This window comes from bacterium (assembly GCA_021372775.1).
Lineage (GTDB): Bacteria > Acidobacteriota > Polarisedimenticolia > J045 > J045 > JAJFTU01.
Genome location: JAJFTU010000452.1, coordinates 1 through 18,852, shown reverse-complemented (window position 1 = coordinate 18,852; position 18,852 = coordinate 1). Strand labels below are relative to the sequence as shown.

Genomic DNA, 18,852 nt, shown 5'->3' with positions numbered 1-18,852 from the left:
TGTTCGGCTCGTTCTTCCACTCGCGCCGCCCCGCGGCGGAGGTCGTCGCCGAAGTCGGGCTCGCCGAGAAGTCGGGCTCGTGGGTCGTCAACCTCTCCGGCGGGCAACGGCAGCGCCTCGCCGTCGCCTGCGCGCTCGTCGGCGCGCCGGAGCTGCTCTTCCTCGACGAGCCGACGACCGGCCTCGACCCGCAGTCGCGCCGTCAGCTCTGGGACATCGTCCGCGCGCTGCGCCGCCGCGGCGGGACGATCCTCCTCACGACCCACTACATGGACGAGGCGGAACGGCTGTGCGACCGCGTGGCCGTGGTGGACCACGGCAAGATCATCGCCCTCGGCTCGCCCGCCGAACTGATCGCCTCGCTCGGCGGCGACCACGTCGTCGAGTTCGCGGTCCCCGCCGACGAGAACGACGGCGCGCGCGGTCCGGCGCTCGACGTCGCGGCGCTGGAGACGCTGCCGAGCGTGCGGCGCGTCCGCTTCGAGGCCGGCGGCTACCAGCTCTCGGCCGCCGAGCCGCATCTCGCGATCCCCGCCGTCCTCGCGGCGGTCGAGGCCGCCGGGCACAGCCTCTCGCGCCTCACGACGCGCCACGCCAGCCTCGAGGACGTCTTCGTGCACCTCACCGGGCGGAGGCTGCGCGATGAATAGCCGCCCGCCGTTCGTCCATCTCTTCCTCGCCCGGCTGCGCGAATTCGTGCGCGAGCCGGAGGTTCTCTTCTGGGTATTCGGCTTCCCGATCCTGCTCGCCGTCGGCCTCGGCGTCGCCTTCCGCGAGAAGCCGCAGGAGCAGGTCTTCGTCGGCGTCGTCGAGCGCCCCGGCGCGGACGCGGCGGTCGCCGCGCTGCGCGAGGAGGACGGCTTCAAGGTGCGCCGCCTCGACGAGGCGGAGGCCGCGCGACGGCTGCGCCTCGGCCAGGTCGCGCTGGTCGTCGTCCCCGGCCCGCAGCCCGAGTACCGCTTCGATCCCGGGCGGCCGGACAGCGCCTTCGCCCGCCTCAAGGTGGACGACGCGCTGCAGCGCGCCGCGGGCCGCCGCGACCAATGGAGCGCCGCCGAGCGGCGGACGAACGAGCCGGGCGGGCGCTACATCGACTTCCTGATCCCCGGGCTGATCGGGATGAACATCATGAGCGGCGCGATGTGGGGCGTCGGCTACGCGCTGGTCGAGATGCGCGTGCGGAAGCTGCTCAAGCGACTCGTCGCCACGCCGATGCGCCGTTCCGACTTCCTCGGGGCGATGATGGCCTCGCGGATGCTCGTCGTCTTCCTCGAGATCGCGCTGCTGCTCGGCTTCGGGTGGCTGGTCTTCGGGCTGCGGGTCGCCGGCTCGCTCTGGACCGTCGCGTTCGTCGCGCTGCTCGGCTCGTTCTCGTTCTCCGGGCTCGGCCTGCTGACCGCCAGCCGGGCGCGGAAGACCGAAACGGTCTCGGGACTGATGAACCTCGTGATGCTGCCGATGTTCGTCTTCTCGGGGGTCTTCTTCTCCTCCGACCGCTTCCCCGCCGCGCTCCAGCCGTTCATCAAGGCGCTGCCGCTGACGGCGCTCAACGACGCGCTGCGGGCCGTGGTCCTCGAGGGGGCGCCGCTCTCGGCGCAGGCGCTGCGCGTCGCGCTGCTGCTGGCGTGGGGCGGGCTCTCGTTCCTGCTCGCGCTGCGGGTCTTCCGTTGGTCGTGATTCGCCGCGGCGGGCGCCGCGCGGGGGGGAAGCCGTGACCGCAACGAAGCGATTCCGCCGTTCCGCCGCGGCCGCCGCCGCGCTGGCGTTCGCCGCCGCGTCCGCCTTCGCCGCGCCGCCCGACGACGCCGCGGACGCGCTCCGCCGCGCCCGCGAGGCGGTCTTGAGGAGGCAATACGACGACGCGCGCGCCCTCTTCGAGCGGGCGCTCGAGCGCGCGCCCGGCGACGGCGCGGCGTGGATCGAGTACTCGCGCTGCCTGAGCGACGCCGGTCTGCCGCAGCGGGCGGCCAAGGCGGGGTGGATCGCGGTCGAGCGCGGCGGCCCGCGGGCGTGGCGCAATCTCGGCAATCTCTTCGCCGCGGCGGGGGCCTTCGCCGAAGCGCGCGCCGCGCACGAGCGCGACCTCGCCGACGGCGCCGCGCCGGAGGAGAAGGCGCTCGACTTCGCGGTCCTCGCCGCGCGGGAGCGGATGTCGGGACGGCTCGACGACGCGCTGGCCGACGCGCGGCGATCTTCGGCGATCGTCCCGGGATACGTCCTCGGCCGCTTCGAGCAGGCGAAGACGTTGATCCGCCTCGGCCGCGGGGACGAGGGACGCCGGATGCTCGAGCAGGCCCGGATCGACGCCGCGAAGCGCGACATGGAGACGGCCGCCGCCCTCGATCAGGCGCTGTCGCCGGGCCGGGGCCGCGGCGACGGCGAAGGCTTCGAGGAGCGCCGCCTCCCGGCGCGCCTGCTGGCGCAGCCCGCGCCGGGCGCCGCGGCGACGGCGGCGATCGACCCGACGTCGGTCCGCGCCTACGGGCTCGGCGGCGCGCGCACGATGACGGTCGCGCTGCCCGAAGAGTGGACGGAGACGATCACGCCGGGCGCGAGGCCGGTCGCCTTCACGCTCGTCTTCGCGCCGCGCGACGGCGAGGTCTGGCTGCAGCTCGCGGTCATTCCCGCCGACCTGAAACCCGAACAGATCGCCGCGCTGACGGCGGCGCTCGCCGGCGAGGCGGCCGGCGTCGCGCTGGAGCGCGAATTGCCGGCGCGGACGATCGTCGGCGGGCCCGTGCAGGCGGTCGCCGTGAGCGCGACCGACAGCACGCTCGTCGGCGCGCCGGTTCCGGCCGGGCAGTACCTCTACCTCACCGCGGGCGCGGCGCGTTTCGGCGGGGCCACGGCCGTCTTCACGTGGCTCGCCAACGAGCGCGGCGGCGCGGCGGACGAGCGGCTCGCGGCGATCCTGCGCAGCCTGGCCGTCGAACCAGCGCCGACGACGACGAAGGGCGCCCGATGAGCGACGAGGCGGCGCGCGACCTGCTCGAAGCGGTCCGCGAGGCGGCGACGCGCAACGACTGGTCGCGCGGCGTCGAGCTGCGCCGCCGCGGCGCGGCGCAGGTCGCGTGGCGCGAGCGGGACGAGGTCGTCGTGCAGGTCCGCCCCGGACAGGCCGCCCTCTGTCCCACCGTGCGTCTCTTCCCTTCGACCGGCGATTGGGACTGCGACTGCGGCCGCGACGTCGAGGCGTGCGAGCACGTCGTCGCCGCGGCGCTGGTCCTCGCCGAGCCGGGGCCGTCCGAAGTCGATGCGGCGCCGGATCGGGGAGCCGCGGCGGGATCGGGCGCGGCGGGCGCCGCGTCGCCCTCGACCGCGCCCGCGGCCGCGCAGGGCGCCGCGGCGGGATCGGCCGCCGTGGGCGCCGCGGCGCCGGCCGCCGCGCTCGCCGCGCGCGTCGGCTACCGCTTCGGCCGCGACCGCGGGCAACTCGCCTAACGCCGCGTCCTCGTCTCCGCCGAAGGCGAGACGCCGCTGACGGCGCGCCTCGCCTTCCTCGCGAAAGGACGCGGCGAGATCGCCGTCGCCGCCGGCGCGAAGGACCTCGCCGTGGAGCGCGCGATGGAAGGCTGGCGCGAGGGGATCCTGCCGCGCGAGGTCGTGCCGCGCCTCTTCCCGCTCCTCGCCGACGACGCGCTCGACGTCCGCTTCGAGGACCAGCCGGTGCGCGTCCTCGCGCGGCCGGTCGAGCCGGTCGTGGCGCGGGTCGAGGACCAAGGGGACGGCTTCCGGCTCGTCGTCGTGCGCAACCGCGCGATCGACGAGTTCTTCCCCGCCGCGGCGCGTCTCGGCGCGACGCTCCGCCCGCTCGCGCCGATCAGGCTCAACGCGCCGGAGCGGGAGCGGCTGCCGCGCGGGCGGCACTTCACGCGGCGCGAGGTCGGCGAGCTCGTCTCGACGATCATCCCCTCGCTCGCCGAACGTTGTCCCGTCGAGATCGTCGCGACCCGTCTTCCCGGCGTCGCCAAGCTCGCGCCGCGGATCGTCGTCGAGACGCGCGAGAGCGAAGGACGGCTCGCGGCGACGGCGTGGATCGTCTACGGCCGCCCGGCGACGGCGCGGATCGAGGACGGCCGCGTCGCGCACATCGCCGGGCCGCTGCCGGTGCGCGACGAGGAGGCGGAGCGCGAAGCGGCGCGGCGGCTCGCCGACGCGCTCGACCTCGTCCCCGAGATCGAGCGGACCTTCGCCGACGAGGCGGCGATCGCCTTCGCCGAGCGGCTGCGCCGCTGGGACGGCGAGGTCGTCGGCGACGCGCACCGCCGCCTCTTCCTCGCCCCGCCGCTCGCGCCGCGCCTCGCGCCGCGCGGCGACGACGTCGAGATCGCCTTCGCCAGCCCCGGCGAGGACGGCGCCGAACGGCGCGCGCGCCCCGAGCTCGTCGTCGCCGTCTGGCGGCGCGGCGACCACTACGTGCCGCTCGAGGACGGCGGCTACGCGCCGCTGCCCGCGGCGTGGCTCGCCGCGCACGGCGCGCTCGTCGCCGACATCCTCGCCGCGAAGAACGCCAACGGCGGCGCGTTGCCGCGCGCCGCGCTCCCCGACCTCGCGCGCCTCTGCGAGGAGATCGGCGCCCCGCCGCCGCCCGGCTTCGCCGAACTGCGCGCCCTCGCCGACGACTTCGCGGGGCTGCCCGCGGCGCCGGCGCCGCCCGACCTCGCCGCGGAGCTGCGCCCGTACCAGCGGCGCGGCGTCGATTGGCTCGCCTTCCTCAAGCGGGCGCGCCTCGGCGGGCTGCTCGCCGACGACATGGGGCTGGGCAAGACGCTGCAGGCGATCTGCGTCTTCGAGCGGCCGACGCTCGTCGTCTGCCCGGCGAGCGTCCTCTTCAATTGGGAAGCGGAGATCAAGCGGTTCCGCCCCGCGCTGACGGTGAACGTCCACCACGGCGCGGCGCGGGCGCTCGACCCCGCGGCCGACGTGACGCTGACGACCTACGCGCTGCTGCGGAACGACGCCGACGCGCTCGCCGCGGTGGATTGGAAGGTCGTCGCGCTCGACGAGGCGCAGGCGATCAAGAACCCCGACAGCCAGGCCGCCCGCGCCGCGCACCGCCTGCGCGGCGAGTTCCGCGTCGCGCTGACCGGCACGCCGGTCGAGAACCGCCTCGCCGAGCTCTGGAGCGTGATGCAGTTCGCCTGCCCCGGCCTGCTCGGGACGCGCGACGACTTCGAGGCGCGGGTCGAGCGCCCGATCGAGGACGGCGACGCGGCGGCCGCCGCGCGGCTCCGCGCGCGGATCGAGCCGTTCGCGCTGCGCCGTCTCAAGCGCGAGGTCGCGCCGGAGCTGCCGCCGCGCACGGAGATCTCCGCGGCCTGCGAGCTGTCGTCCGAGGAGCGCGACGTCTACGACGCCGTGCGCGCCGCGGCGCGCGCCGAGGCGCTGCGCCTCGTGGACGCCGGCGGCTCGACGCTCGCCGCGCTCGAGGCGCTGCTGCGGCTGCGGCAGGCGGCCTGCCATCCGGCGCTCGTCCCCGGCCGGAGCGCCGAGACGTCGTCGAAGGTCGCGGAGCTGATGGAGCGTCTCGAGACGGTCGTGGCCGACGAGCACAAGGCGCTCGTCTTCTCGCAGTGGACGTCGCTGCTCGACCTCGTCGAGCCGCATCTCGAGCGTTCGGGGATCGCCTTCGCGCGCCTCGACGGCGCGACGCGCGACCGCGGCGCCGTCGTCGGCTCGTTCCAGGATCCCGAGGGACCGCCGGTGCTCCTCGTCTCGCTCAAGGCGGGCGGCGTCGGCCTCAACCTCACCGCCGCCGACCACGTCTTCCTGCTCGACCCGTGGTGGAACCCCGCGGCCGAGGACCAGGCGATCGACCGCGCCCACCGCATCGGCCAGGAGAAGCCGGTCTTCGTCCACCGCCTCGTGGCCAAGGACACGGTCGAAGAGCGCCTGCTCGCCCTTCAGGACCGCAAGCGCGCCCTCGCCGCGGCCGCCCTCTCCGGCGCCGAGTCCGGCGCCGCGGCCGCCCTCACCCGCGACGACCTGCTCGCCCTGCTCGCCGACTGACGGCCGCGTCGGCGGCCCCCGGGCGAATCCCGCGCGCGGCGCCTACTCCGGCAGCCCGGGAACGAGGACCGCGACCAGCGCCGCGGCGACGACCGCGAGGATCCGCAGACGCCGTCCCATCGCGTCCCGCGCTCCTTGGTCGCGCACGACGAACCGCAGCAGCGGCAGGCCGGCGAAGAGGAGCGCGAGCTCCGGCTCCACGACGAAGTTCGACAGGCTCTTGTCCGTCCCGTACGGGCCGAACGCGGCGCGTCCTTGGCAGAAGCGCCAGGTCGCCACCTGCACGGCGACCATCGCCGCCCACCAGACGACGAACGGCAGATAGATCATGTGGAAGTCGGCGCGCTCGAGTTCCTTCCGATGCCGCCGCGAGTACCAGATGAAGAACGGCGCCGCCGCCGCGAAGATCCTCGCCGGGAGGAGGGTCCACGCCGCGGCCTGCGCGAAGATGTACGGCGCCAGAAGAACGACGGAGATCCCGTACGCCGTCCAGAGCAGGACGAAGAACCAAAGACGGTCGCGGGACGTCTCCGTCGCCGTCGCTTTCTCGCTCGTCCACATCCGACTTCCCCCTCCCGGTCATCATACAGGCGCGGATCAGTTCGCGTCGTCCCGCCGCTGCGTCGGAGTCCGGCGTCGGGCCCGAAGGCGACCGCGCGACGCGGAGCGGGCGCTCGCCGTCGGTGAAGCGGCTTTCTCTCCGCCTCGTCCCCGCGCCGTCTCTTTTGGGCGCGCCGAGCCGTGGTTCGGACCTACAATCGGCGCGAGTCTCGCCGCGCGGACTCGCCGGCCGCGACCCGTTCGGGGGGGGGCGGCCGTCTTCGCTCTCAGGGGGAAGCAGGTGATCACGCTCCGCGTTCTCGCGCAGGAACTCCACGTCGAAGTCGACGCCGTCGTCAAGACGGCGAACCAACTGCGGATTCCGGTGTCCAAGATCAGGGACACGTTCGAGCTTTCGGAGGGACAGGCCCGGCGAATCCGGGAGGCGATGCGTCCTAGGCAGGACGACGCCGCCAAGTCGGAAGAAGCTCCCGCGACGGCCGAGCCGGCTATCTCGCCGCAAGTCGAGCGGCGCGCATCGTCTCCGCAGCCCGAGACGCCGAGAGGGCGTCGCGTGCTCCTGCACGAGGACATGCTCGTCTGGACCGACGGCGCCGCGCCGCAGTCCATTCGGCGGCATCTGGCGCGGGCGCTGCTCCAACTTCAAGCGTTCGGCGAGACCAATCGAATCAAACTGGTCCGAGGACGCAACCAGGGTTGGCGTCGAACGCCGTTGGGCGGAACGGGAGGCAATCAGTTCTACCTCTGGTGGATGCCGAGCGCCGTCTCCCCGGCGAAGGAGAGCGGATTCGGCGCCCGCGAGACGCTCGTCCGGGCCGTGCGGCACCACGACGAAACGGATGAACAACTGAGCCCCGGCCTGCCGGGGGACTACGACCGCATCGACCCCGCCGAGCTCCTGGGAGAGTCCGCGTCCTCTTGGGAGTCCCCCTTCACGGCGCAACAGCAGGACGCGGCGAGAAGCGCTCGGCGGGCCCGCATCATCAAGGGGCATCCAGGGACCGGCAAGACGATCGCCCTGCTGTTCGCCGCCCTTCAAGACCACGCCGCGCACGTGATCTACGTCACGCAGTCGAGCACGCTGGCGCAGAGGGCGCGGGAGTTTCTCGAGAACCTCGGATCGAGCGCGGCGCACTTCGAGGCGTACTCCTTCGCGCAGCTCGTCGCGCTCTTGGCGGGCCGGGCGTTCGATCGCCTGCCCGCGCCGTGGGACCGAAGCGGGACCGGCGAATTGCTCGACGGCTACCCGGCGGATCGCCTCCGGTCATGGCGCATCGCTCCCGACGCGCTGCTCGACGAAGTTCACGCCTTCCTGCTCGGCCGCGCCTTGCCGACCGACGCCGGCAATGAACTCCGCGACGGGATTCCGCTGTCCCCCGACGCCTACGAGCGCCTGCGCGCGTCCCGGCTGCCCAAGACGGCGCGCGACGCCGCGCGGGTGTTCAGGGCGATCGGGGCCGACGCGCTGGGCGCCGCGGGAACGCGCGAGGAGATGATCTTCAACCTCGTCCGGGATCTCGCGCAGGGGCAAGCCGCGGCGGACGCCGTGTTGGATCGCCTGCCCTTCCGTCCGGCGGCGATCGTCGTGGACGAGGTCCAGGACCTTCGCCCGCTCGAATATGCGCTCCTCGTGGAGCTCGCCGGCAGGGCGCATCGTCGCGATCCGGATCGCGGAACCGAGCTGATCGTCGCCGGCGACGAAGGACAGACCGTCGGCAACAGCGCCTTCGACTTCGGCGAACTGTCGAACATCGTCGCCGAGAGATTCACGAAGCCGTCGAGCTACTCGCTTGGATCCAACCTGCGCAGTCCCAGCCGCATCGCGGCCGTCGTGGACAGCGTCGGCGCGATGTACGGCGAGTTGCAGAAGAGGGACCGGCCGCGGGGAAGCGGCGCCGAGGACGAATTCGACGCCGTGCAGGGCGAGGTCCTGCTGTGCGAAGGCTGGCACGACCGGGCGGCGACCGCGGAGCTCCTGCGCTGGATGGGCTCCCAGCCCGACATCGTGGTCGTCGCCGCGGATCCGGAACTGGCGCGGAAGGCGATGGAGGAGAGCGGGTTGGGCGGCGGCGACGACCTTCTTTCGTCGCCGCTCAAAGTCAAAGGGCTGGAGTGGCCGACTTGCTGCGTCGTGGCGCCGTCGCGCGTCGTCATGGCGGTCAAGGACGCCGCAGGACCGGGATGTCCGGAAGCCGAAGTCGACGACCTCCGCAGGCGGCGGCTGGTCGACGGCCTGCGCGTGGCGCTGAGCCGAGCCACCGACCGTCTTGTCCTGCTGGAGATCGACGGACGAGACGCCGCGCGCGCTCTCGCGAGCCGGCTGACGAAGGGGGTGGAACCCGCCGCGTACGACGCCGAGGAACTGCAGGAGGCGCTGGAGACCGCGTCCGCCGTCGAACCGGACGAGCTCGTGCGACGGCTCGTCGAAGACGCGATCCGATTCGCCGACGTCGATCTGGCGCGGGCCCGCAGACGCGCCGCGCAGGCGGAACAGCGGCTGGGACAACCTGACGTTCCGGGCGCCGTCCGAGACGCGCAGATTCGCCTGCGCGCGTTCGAAGTTCGTGCGCTGCTGGAGCTCAGGCACTACGTGCAGCTGCCGCGAGACGCCAAGATCCTGGCGGCCGACCCGCTCGAGAACGCCGCAAGATGCCTTCGGTCCACCGGGAACGAGGAAGCCGGCGACGCGGTCTGGCGCCTGATGGAGGCCAGCGCGGCGCCGGACCCAGGTCGGCGGCTCAAGGCGCTCGACGACATCACGGCCGCCCTGAACATAGCGCCGTCCGCGATCCGCGCCGTCTTGCGCGATCAGGCGCAGGCGTACTTGATGGAACTGCTCGGCGACGAGCCGTCGGGAACCACGTGGACGCCGGGAGGCGAGGACATCAAGCGGATGACCGGGGTCGCGAAGCGGCTCGCCTCGGAGGCCTGCCGGCGACGGGTCGAGGACGCGCTTTTGCGCTGGTCCGAAATTCACCTGGACGCCGCCCGCTGGAACGACGCCGCAGCCGCGCTGGAGAGCCATCCGGCGCCGCCTCCGCTTCTTATGGCGCGCTGCTGCGCGGGGCTCCGACAATGGCGGCGCGCCCTCGAGATCCGCGAGCAGATCGGCGACTTGGCCGGAGCGATGCGTTGCGCGCGGGAACTCGCGGATTTCGCGGAGTCGAGTCGCCTCGCCCGCGCCGCGGGCGACGCAAGAACCGCGACCCTCGTCGAAGCGATGCAGAGCGTCGCCGCCGCCACGAACGGCGTTCACAAGCGTCTCTTCGAAATGGACCTGACCCAAGCCGAGGCGAAAGTGATGAAGGAAGCCGCCGAGAAGATCCTCTCTTGGGGACGCGTCCCCTCGCGAGCCTGACATCGGCTTCCCGCGCCGCGGGCGCGCGGGAGAGCGACGCGCTCGGCGCGCCGCCCGGCTTCGTCACGGGTTCGGCTCGAGGGCGCGCGCGAGGAAGCGGCGGAGCGGGGCACGCGCGGCGAAGACGAACCAGGTCAGCGCCGGGGTGAGCAGCGCGAGAAGGAGCAGCCAGCCGGCGACCGTCCGCAGCGAAAGGCCGAACTGGTCGGCGATCCGCGAGAGGTCCATCCACTTGCCGCCCCCCTTCGCCTCCTCGTAGAGCGCGCGGAACTCCGCGTCCGACATCAGCCGCCCGGCGAAGCCGGCCGCCTTGAGCAGGACGAAGGTCGCCGCGCCGGCGTAGAGCGGGCGCTCGGCGGCCACGAAGCAGCCGGCGCCGGACAGCGCGCGGTAGAGGAAGATCGCCGCGAAGACCAGTTCCGAAAGGTGCCCCGCCGCCATGTGCAGCGTCTCGTGCGCCGGCGTGAAGGCGAGCAGCGCGTGCGCGGCGAGGAGGACGCCGCAGCAAACGAGGCCGAGCGCGTTCCGCCGCAGGCGCCAAAACGCCCACGCCCAGAGCGCGCCGAGAACGATCAGCACTCCCGCGTTCCGCTCGTCGAGGATCGTCACCCCGCCGCCGTAGACGAAGTCGAACGCCGGCACCGACGGGAAGCCCATCAGCCAGCCGGCGATCGCGTGGCCGAGCTCGTGCACGAGGATCGAGAGGTAGCCGAGGACGAAGTCGAGGAACGGCAGCGCGAAGCAGACGACGCCGATCGGCGCGCCGATCAGGAGAGCGCGCCGTCCCGCGCGGTCGAGCCGTCCCGCGGGCGGCTCCTCGACGGCGACCTTTCCCGGCGGCGCGACCGCGCCGGTCGCCAGCGCCGCTTCGTCCTCCCGCCGTTCCTCGTAGCGGGCGAAGATCAGGCCGCACGCCTCGCACGCCGTCGCCGCGTCGTCCTGCGCGTAGCCGCACTTCGGGCAGTTCATCGCTTCGCCCCGCGCCGCGGCTTGAAGAGGAGCAGCGCCGCGGGACGCACGCCGAACTGCGGCGCGGCGACGAGCAGGCGGTCCCCGGCGGCCCAGAAGGCCGAGCGGCGCGCGCCCGCCGCGGCGGCGACCCGCTCGACCAACTTCAGACTCTCCGGCGTCGGCGACTCGTAGACGAAGATCGCCCCCTCGCCGCCCGTCGCGTAGAGCCGCGCGCTCGCCGGGTCGGGCGAGACGTCCTCGACCTCCGCCGGCGCCTCGGCGGCGTCGAGCAGCGCGCCGTCGGCGAGGCGCATCGCGACCAGGCGCGCCCGCGGGCGGCGGCAGGCGACGATCAGCCGCCCGCGCTTCTCGTCCACGAAGACGGCGCGCGGCGCGCGCGCCCGGCCGAGCGGCCACCTCGCGACGAGGCGCTGAGCCGCGGGATCGATCACGTAGACCGCGCCGTCGCCGTCGCCCGGCGCGGCGGCGAAGAGGCGCGCGCCGTCGGCGGAGAGCGCCAGATCGTCGGGACGCGACGGCAGGCGAAGCTCGCCGACGCGCCGCATTTCGGCGGCGTCGATCGCGACGAGCCGCGTGCGGTCCCCTTCGCCGACGACGACGAAGAGGCGCTGCCCCGCGGCGTCGAAGAGCAGCCGTCCGGGCTCGTCGCCGAGCGGAAGGCGGCGCAGCGTCCGTCTCTCCGCGAGGTCGATGAAGACAAGGCCGCGCGCGTCGCCGTCGGCCAGCGCGAGGATGTTCCCGAAGACCGCCGCGTCGCGCGGCTCGCGCGCCTGGCGCACCGGCGCCGCGCGCCGCCCCGCGGCGAGATCGACGACTTCGACGCCGGTCTCCGGCAGCACGACGAAGGCCCGCGCCGCGGCCGCGTCGAGGACCAGTCGGACCGGGTTCGCGAGCGGCGCGTCGAACGAGATCGCCTTGTCGAACACGAGGGACGCCCGCTCCGGCGGAACGTACGTCGGCGTCTCCGTCAGGTCGCGCGCGTCCTTGACCGGCGGAGACGGCGGCTCTCCCGCCGCCGCGGGGAGGCCCGCGCCGCCGAGCGTCGCGGCGGCGAACGTCGCGGCGACGATGAAACGTCGGTTCGACATGCGGCGATTATCGACGATCGGCGCCGCGCCGGGAAGCGACGGCCGACGCGCCGGGAAGCGACGAGCGCCGCGCCGGGAAGCGATGGGCGCCGCGCCGGGAAGCGATGGGCGCCGCGCCGGGAAGCGACGGGCGCCGCGCGGCCGCCGGAGACGCGAAGGGCCGGCCCGCGGGCCGGCCCCATCGCGTCGATCGCGGAGACTCGCTCAGGCGCGCGCCTCGGCGAACCAACTCCGGCCGAGCGGGCCGATCTCCGCCTCGACCGCGTCGAGCACGTCGCCGCGCTCGACGACCGCCTTCATCGCGTTGTGGTCCTTGTTGAGCGGCCGGTCCACCTCGAGATGCTCGACGACGCGGCGCACCGCGGCGTGCGCGGTCCGCGTCCCGCGGCCGAAGCCGAACTCGCGGAAGTCGAGCGCCTGCGCCGCGGCGATGAACTCGATCCCCAAGACGCCGAACGCGTCGTCGAGGATCTGGCGCAGCTTCAGCGCGCCGTTCATCCCCATGCTGACGAAGTCCTCCTGGTCGGCCGCGGCGGGGATCGACTGCACGCAGGACGGCGCGGAGAGGATCCGCTGCTCGACGATCAGCATGTCGGCCGTGTACTGGCTCAGCATGTGGCCGGAGAACATCCCCGCCCCCTTGGTCAGGAAGGCCGGCAGGCCGACCGACAGCGCGGGGTTGAGCAGCCGGTTCAGCCGCCGCTCGCTGAGCACCGAGACCATCGTCACCGCCGCGGCGACCATGTCCATCGGCACGCTGACGGGAGTGCCCTGGAAGTTCGCCCCGGTGAGGACGCGGTCCTCGCCGGGCAGGAAGATCGGGTTGTCGCCGACGCCGTTGAGCTCGATCTCCACCTGGCTGCGCGCCCAGGCCAGTGCGTCGCGCAGCGCGCCGACGACCTGCGGCGTCGAGCGCATCGAGTAGGCGTCCTGCACCTTCACCTTGACCTTCCCCGTGGCGAGGTCGGAGCCGTCCATCACGCGGCGCAGGTTCGCGGCCGAAGTCCGCGCGCCGCGGAAGCCGCGCAGCTCGTGCAGCTTCGGGTCGTACGGCTTCATGTTCGCCAGCAGCGCCTCGAGCGACATCCCCGCGGCGATCTCGGCCTGCGCGACCCAGCGCTCCGCGTCGTGGAGCGAGAGGGCGTCCATCCCGGTGAGGAAGTTCGAGCCGTTGATCGCGGCGAGACCGTCGCGCGCGCAGAGCCCCGGAATCGGAATCCCCGCCTCGCGCATCGCCGCGGCCGTCGGCGCCCGCCGTCCGCCGAAGAAGCAGTCCCCCTCGCCCATCAGCGAGAGCGCGATCTGGCTCATCGGGGCGAGGTCGCCGCAGGCCCCGACGCTCCCCTTGCTGCAGGTCACGGGCGTGATCCCGGCGTTGAGCAGCGCGGCGTAGGTCAGCGGGATCTCCGGCCGGCAGCCGGAGTGCCCCTTGCAGTGCACGTTGATCCGCGCGGCCATCGCCGCCCGCACGTGCTCGACCGGGGCCGGCTCGCCGATCCCCGCGGCGTGGTTGTAGATGAGGTACTTCTGGAACTCGCGCACCTGCGCGTCGTCGAGTTCGACGTTGACCAACTCGCCGATCCCGGTGTTGACCCCGTACATGATCTCGTGCTTGGCGATCTTCGACTCCAGAAGCGCCCGGCACTTCTTGATCCGTTCGAGCGCCTCCGGCGCGATCTCGACTCTCTCGCCGCCGCGGGCGATTTTCACGAGGTCTTCGATGGTGAGGCTCTGGCCGTCCAGAATCACGGGCATCGGCGCGTCTCTCCTCCGCTCGAACGGGCACGCGGGTGGGACTCGAGCGGACCGATCTTATCGCGCCCGCCCGCCCCGGCGAAGGGGGGTCCGCGGAGCGGCGTCTTCGTCGCTTGACACCCCTATAGGGCAATCTTATTGTCATCAGTCGTCGCCGAGGAGTGCCAAAGGGGCGCGTGCGGCGAATTGCCAAATCATTCATCCCACAAGACTTGCAAGGGAGGGAACGACCATGAAGCTGAAGCCTCTCCATGACCGCGTCCTGGTCAAGCGGATCGAGGGAACCGAGAAGACGAAGGGCGGGATCATCATTCCCGACTCCGCCAAGGAAAAGCCGCAGGAAGGCGAGGTGGTCGCCGTGGGACCGGGCAAGACGACCGACGACGGCAAGTTGCAGCCGATGGCGGTCAAGGCCGGGGACAAGGTCCTCTTCGGGAAGTACTCCGGCTCCGAAGTGAAGATCGAAGGGGACGAGTTCGTGATCCTGCGCGAGGACGAGATCCTCGGGATCATCGGTTGACCGCAGCTTCCCGGTCGGATCGGCGCCCGCGCGGCGCGTCCGGCCCCGATAAGGAGCACTGAACAATGGCTGCCAAGAAGGTTTCCTACGCCGAGGACGCCCGCCAGTCGCTGATGCGCGGCGTGAACAAGCTCGCCGACGCCGTCAAGGTCACGCTGGGGCCCCGCGGCCGGAACGTCCTGATCGAGAAGAAGTTCGGCTCGCCGCTGTCCACCAAGGACGGCGTGACGGTCGCCAAGGAACTCGAATTCGAGGACAACTACGAGAACATGGGCGCGCAGATGGTGCGCGAGGTCGCCAGCAAGACGTCCGACGTCGCCGGCGACGGCACCACCACCGCCACCGTGCTGGCCCAGGGGATCTTCCGCGAGGGCGTGAAGGCCGTCACCGCCGGCGCGAACCCGATGGACCTCAAGCGCGGCATCGAGCAGGCCGCCGGCGCCGCGATCGAGGCGATCCAGAAGATCTCCCGCAGCGTCGAAGGCAACAAGATGATCGCCCAGGTCGGGCAGATCTCGGCCAACAACGACCCGACGATCGGCAAGATCATCGCCGAGGCGATGGACAAGGTCGGCAAGGACGGCGTGATCACGGTCGAGGAGGCCAAGGCCCTCGAGACGACGCTCGAAGTCGTCGAAGGGATGCAGTTCGACCGCGGCTACCTCAGCCCGTACTTCGTCACCGACCCGGAGCGGATGGAAGTCGTCCTCGAGAACCCGCTCATCCTCGTCAACGAGAAGAAGATCTCGTCGATGAAGGACCTGCTGCCGCTGCTGGAGCAGGTCGCCCGCGCCGGCCGTCCGCTGCTGATCATCGCCGAGGACGTCGAGGGCGAGGCGCTGGCCACGCTGGTGGTCAACAAGCTGCGCGGCACGCTGCACGTCTGCGCCGTCAAGGCCCCGGGCTTCGGCGACCGCCGCAAGGCGATGCTGCAGGACATCGCGATCCTGACCGGCGGCAAGGCGATCAGCGAGGACCTCGGGATCAAGCTCGAGTCCGTCTCCGTCGCCGACCTCGGCCAGTGCAAGAAGATCGTCATCGACAAGGACAACACGACGATCGTCGAGGGCAAGGGCAAGGCCGCCGAGATCGAGGCGCGGGTGAAGCAGATCCGCACCCAGATCGAGGAGACCTCCTCCGACTACGACCGCGAGAAGCTGCAGGAGCGGCTGGCCAAGCTGGTCGGCGGCGTGGCGGTGATCAAGGTCGGCGCCGCGACCGAAGCCGAGATGAAGGAAAAGACGGCCCGCGTCGAAGACGCGAGGCACGCCACGAAGGCCGCGGTCGAGGAAGGGATCGTCCCCGGCGGCGGCGTGGCGCTGCTCCGCGCCCAGGCCGCGCTCGACAAGTCCAAGATCAAGGGCGAGGACGCGCAGCTCGGCATGAACATCGTCCGTCGCGCGCTCGAAGAGCCGCTGCGGCAGATCGCCAACAACGCCGGCTTCGAAGGCAGCGTGGTGGTCAACGAAGTCCGCAACCTCCAGAACCCGACCGAAGGGTTCGACGCCGCCTCCGAGAAGTACGTGGACATGATCAAGGAAGGGATCATCGACCCGACCAAGGTCGTCCGCATCGCGCTCCAGAACGCCGTCTCCGTGGCCGGTCTGCTGCTGACCACCGAAGCGGTGATCGCCGAGCTCCCGGAGAAGGACAAGAAGCCGATGCCCGGCATGGGCGCCGGCATGGGCGAGGATTTCTGATCGCCCGATCGTTCCCGCCGAAATCCTGGCAGGAGAAGGCCGGAGGGCGCCGCAGGCGCCCTCCGGTTTTCGTTTTCCGCTTGCGCCGCCCGGTGACCGGGGTCAGATTCTCTCCATGACCCCGCGGGACCGCACGTGGCACGCCGACCAGCCGCACGACTGGCGCGACATCCTCAAGCTCGGCCTCTTCGGGCTCGCGCTCTTCGCCGGGATGCTCCTCGTCTTCCTCGGCCTGCGGGAGGCCGACGTCCGCTGCGAGACGCTCGGCGTCTGCGTCGCGGCTCTGCCGCTCGGCGGCGTCGCGCTCGGCGCGGCGGCGCGCGCCGTCCATCGCCGCCGCTGACCCCGCCCTCCTGAAACAGCGCGTCCCCCGCCCCGCGGGGGAGCGGCGCCGCGCCGTCCGCCGCCGCCCCGCGGCCTAGCCGGCGAGCGCGGCCTTCTGCGCGGCGGCGACCGCCGCCCCCGCCTCCACCCCGAATCCGCATCCGGCCAGCCCCGCCTCGAGCGCGGCGAGCGTCGCGAGGACGTCGCCGACGTGCGCGGCGCCCATGTGGCCGATGCGGAAGTACTCGCTCTTGATCTGCGGATGCAGCCCGCCGGCGAGGACCGCCCCGGCCCGCGCGACCCGCGGAAGCAGGTCGGCCGCCGAAACGCCCCCCGGGAGGCGCGGCGCGGTCATCGTGTGCGCGGCGAGTTCCGGCGACGTCGGCACCACGCCGAGGCCGAGCGCCTCGATCCCCGCCCGGCAGGCGGCGGCGAGCCGGCGGTGGCGGGCGAAGCGGGCCGACATCCCCTCGGCGAGGATCTGCCCGAGGCTGACGTCGAGCGCCCAGACGAGGTTGACCGCCGGGGTGCCGAAGTAGCTCGCCTTGCGGGCCTCGTAGGCCTCCATGATCGGCAGCCAGTTGGCCCAGTCGGCGTAGTAGTTGGCGACCGGCGTCCGGCGGGCGCGGAACGCCTTCAGGGCGCGCGGCCCGGCGACGACGAGCGCCAGGCCGGGCGGCACGCCGATCGCCTTCTGCGAGGCCGTGAGGGCCAAATCCACCCCCCACTCGGCCATCCGCAGATCCTCGCCGGCGACCGCGCAGACGCCGTCCACGACGGAGAGCGCCCCGTGGGCGTGCGCCGCCGCGGCGATTTCCCGCACCGGCGCGAGGACGCCGGTCGAGGTGTCGACCTGCGTGACGGAGACGAGCTTGGCCGGGCGGCGCGCCAGCCCCGCGGCGACCTCCGCCGCGGTCGGCGCCCCGCCGACCGGCGCGCTTAGGCGCTCCACCTCCGCGCCGTATCGCTCGAACATCGCCGCGAAGCGGTTCGAAAAGTAGCCGGTGTCCACGACCAGGACCTTGTCCCCCGGCTCGACGAGGTTCGCCGCCGCGGTGTCCATGGCGAGCGTGCCGGAGCCGGCGAGGACGATCGGCTGCCCCTCGGGGCAGAGGAAGACCTCGCGCAGCCGCGTCAGGGCGCGACCGAACGCCTCGATGAAGTCGGGCGCGGTGTGGCTCGTCGTCGGCGCGCCGAGCGCGGAAAGGACGGCGGGCTCGAACTCGATCGGCCCGGGGATCATCAGCAGCGTGCGGTCCTTCATGGCTTCGCGCTCCTCGGCGCCGCGGCGAGGCGCGGCGCGTGGCGCCGGGCGTAGGCCGCGGCGAGGCCCCCGAACGCGGTCTCGCGGTACGCCAGCGGCAGGTCGCGGCCGGTGTCGCGCATCACGGCCACGACGTCGTCGAACGGGATACGGTGGGAACCGTCCGAAAGCAGCGCGTATTCCGCGCAGGTCACCGCGCGGGCGGCGGCGAAGACGTTCCGCTCGATGCACGGAATCTGGACCAAGCCGGCCACCGGGTCGCAGGTGAGGCCCAGATGGTGCTCCAGCCCCATCTCCGCGGCGTACTCGATCTGCCGCACCGTGCCGGCCAGGAGCTGCGCCGCGGCCGCCGCGGCCATCGCGCAGGCCACGCCGACCTCCCCTTGGCAGCCGACCTCGGCCCCGGAGATCGAGGCGTTCTTCTTGACGATGTCGCCGACCAGCCCCGCCGTGGCCAACGCGCGGAGCGCGGCCAATTCGTCGTCGTCGGCCAGCGACTCCCGCACGCCGCGGAGCACCGCCGGCAACACGCCGCACGAGCCGCAGGTCGGGGCGGTGACGATCACGCCGCCGACCGCGTTCTCCTCCGAGACGGCCAGCGCGTAGGCGAAGAGCAGCCCTTCCCGGCGCATGTGGAGGGGCGAGGACATCTCCGCCTTGCGGTGGAACGTCCACGCCTTGCGCGGGAGGCCGAGGCCGCCGGGCAGGACCCCTTGGGCGCGCAGGCCGCGGTCCACCGCCGCCTCCATCGCGCGCAGGACCTCGCGCAGGAAGTCCCAGATCTCCGGCCCTTCCCGCTCCTCGACGTACTCCCAGAACGTCCGGCCGGTCTGGTCGCAGTGGTCGAGGATCTCCCCCATCGTCGTCAGGTCGTAGACCTCGGGCGGCGCGGCGGCGGTCCCCTCGTCGTCCTCGAGCGCCCCGCCGCCGACGCTGTAGGCGCGCCACGAGGCGAGCGGCGATCCCGCGGCGTCGAACGCCTCGAAGAGCAGGCCGTTAGGGTGGCGCGGCAGCTGTTCGCCGGCGCGGAAGACGACCTCGACCTCGGCCGGGGCCAGGGCGGCGCGCACCGCGACGTCGGTCAAGTGTCCCTTGCCGGTCGCGGCGAGGCTGCCGTAGAGGGTGACGCGGTGGCGGGCGGCGCCGGGGACGCGCGCCTTGAACAGTTCGGCGGCGCGGCGCGGGGCCATGGTGTGGCTGCTCGACGGGCCGACGCCGACGCGGAAGAGCTCGCGGATCGATTGCATGGGAGGCCGCTCCTCGAAGGAAGCGGCATTGTAGCCGAGCCGCCGCGGACGACC

Annotated in this window: 15 protein-coding genes; 9 read left to right on the top strand and 6 right to left on the bottom strand. The window is 73.0% G+C overall.

Annotated elements, in window-relative coordinates:
• From LLG88_15485 to LLG88_15465, 5 genes are all read left to right on the top strand, one after another.
• Positions 1-650: ATP-binding cassette domain-containing protein (locus LLG88_15485; GenBank protein ID MCE5248310.1), on the top strand; the 650-nt coding region annotated here is incomplete at its 5' end.
• Positions 643-1,677: an ABC transporter permease gene (locus tag LLG88_15480; protein ID MCE5248309.1), complete on the top strand. Its 1,035-nt coding sequence runs from the start codon at positions 643-645 to the stop codon at positions 1,675-1,677. The genes LLG88_15485 and LLG88_15480, both read left to right, overlap by 8 nt.
• 34 nt (positions 1,678-1,711) lie before the next feature.
• On the top strand, positions 1,712-2,965 hold the full coding sequence (locus LLG88_15475; protein ID MCE5248308.1) for a tetratricopeptide repeat protein: 1,254 nt from the start codon (positions 1,712-1,714) through the stop codon (positions 2,963-2,965).
• A complete protein-coding gene (locus LLG88_15470) occupies positions 2,962-3,441 on the top strand; it encodes a hypothetical protein (protein ID MCE5248307.1) in 480 nt (159 codons plus the stop codon). The genes LLG88_15475 and LLG88_15470 overlap by 4 nt, the downstream gene beginning before the upstream one ends.
• A 111-nt stretch (positions 3,442-3,552) precedes the next feature.
• Positions 3,553-6,009, top strand: a complete 2,457-nt coding sequence (locus LLG88_15465) for a DEAD/DEAH box helicase (GenBank protein MCE5248306.1) — start codon at positions 3,553-3,555, stop codon at positions 6,007-6,009.
• A gap of 42 nt (positions 6,010-6,051) precedes the next feature.
• Here LLG88_15465 and LLG88_15460 read toward each other — a convergent pair whose 3' ends face one another.
• Positions 6,052-6,570, bottom strand: coding sequence for a hypothetical protein (locus LLG88_15460; protein ID MCE5248305.1), 519 nt, complete (start codon positions 6,568-6,570; stop codon positions 6,052-6,054).
• A 280-nt stretch (positions 6,571-6,850) separates the two neighbouring features.
• Here LLG88_15460 and LLG88_15455 point away from each other — a divergent pair, with 280 nt between their 5' ends.
• Positions 6,851-9,928, top strand: a complete 3,078-nt coding sequence (locus tag LLG88_15455; GenBank protein ID MCE5248304.1) for an AAA family ATPase — start codon at positions 6,851-6,853, stop codon at positions 9,926-9,928.
• A 63-nt stretch (positions 9,929-9,991) separates the two neighbouring features.
• Here LLG88_15455 and LLG88_15450 read toward each other — a convergent pair whose 3' ends face one another.
• The 3 genes from LLG88_15450 to LLG88_15440 all read right to left on the bottom strand — a co-directional run bounded on the left by LLG88_15450 (position 9,992) and on the right by LLG88_15440 (position 13,743).
• The gene (locus tag LLG88_15450) at positions 9,992-10,897 is read right to left on the bottom strand and encodes a hypothetical protein (protein MCE5248303.1); all 906 of its coding nucleotides are present in this window, start codon (positions 10,895-10,897) and stop codon (positions 9,992-9,994) included.
• Positions 10,894-11,988, bottom strand: coding sequence for a hypothetical protein (locus tag LLG88_15445; protein ID MCE5248302.1), 1,095 nt, complete (start codon positions 11,986-11,988; stop codon positions 10,894-10,896). The genes LLG88_15450 and LLG88_15445 overlap by 4 nt, the downstream gene beginning before the upstream one ends.
• A gap of 204 nt (positions 11,989-12,192) precedes the next feature.
• Positions 12,193-13,743: an aromatic amino acid ammonia-lyase gene (locus tag LLG88_15440; GenBank protein ID MCE5248301.1), complete on the bottom strand. Its 1,551-nt coding sequence runs from the start codon at positions 13,741-13,743 to the stop codon at positions 12,193-12,195.
• 232 nt (positions 13,744-13,975) lie between these two features.
• On the opposite strand from LLG88_15440, the gene groES reads away from it, so the two are divergent.
• From groES to LLG88_15425, 3 genes are all read left to right on the top strand, one after another.
• Positions 13,976-14,263, top strand: a complete 288-nt coding sequence (groES, locus tag LLG88_15435) for a co-chaperone GroES (protein MCE5248300.1) — start codon at positions 13,976-13,978, stop codon at positions 14,261-14,263.
• Between the two features lie 65 nt (positions 14,264-14,328).
• Positions 14,329-15,963: a chaperonin GroEL gene (gene groL, locus LLG88_15430; protein ID MCE5248299.1), complete on the top strand. Its 1,635-nt coding sequence runs from the start codon at positions 14,329-14,331 to the stop codon at positions 15,961-15,963.
• Positions 15,964-16,078: 115 nt separating this feature from the next.
• The gene (locus tag LLG88_15425) at positions 16,079-16,306 is read left to right on the top strand and encodes a hypothetical protein (GenBank protein ID MCE5248298.1); all 228 of its coding nucleotides are present in this window, start codon (positions 16,079-16,081) and stop codon (positions 16,304-16,306) included.
• A 75-nt stretch (positions 16,307-16,381) separates the two neighbouring features.
• Here the strand turns inward: LLG88_15425 and LLG88_15420 are convergent, their stop codons facing one another.
• The gene (locus tag LLG88_15420; GenBank protein ID MCE5248297.1) at positions 16,382-17,551 is read right to left on the bottom strand and encodes an alanine--glyoxylate aminotransferase family protein; all 1,170 of its coding nucleotides are present in this window, start codon (positions 17,549-17,551) and stop codon (positions 16,382-16,384) included.
• Positions 17,548-18,798, bottom strand: coding sequence for an L-serine ammonia-lyase, iron-sulfur-dependent, subunit alpha (locus LLG88_15415; GenBank protein MCE5248296.1), 1,251 nt, complete (start codon positions 18,796-18,798; stop codon positions 17,548-17,550). Before LLG88_15415 ends, LLG88_15420 begins: the two co-directional genes overlap by 4 nt.
• Positions 18,799-18,852: the final 54 nt, after the last annotated feature.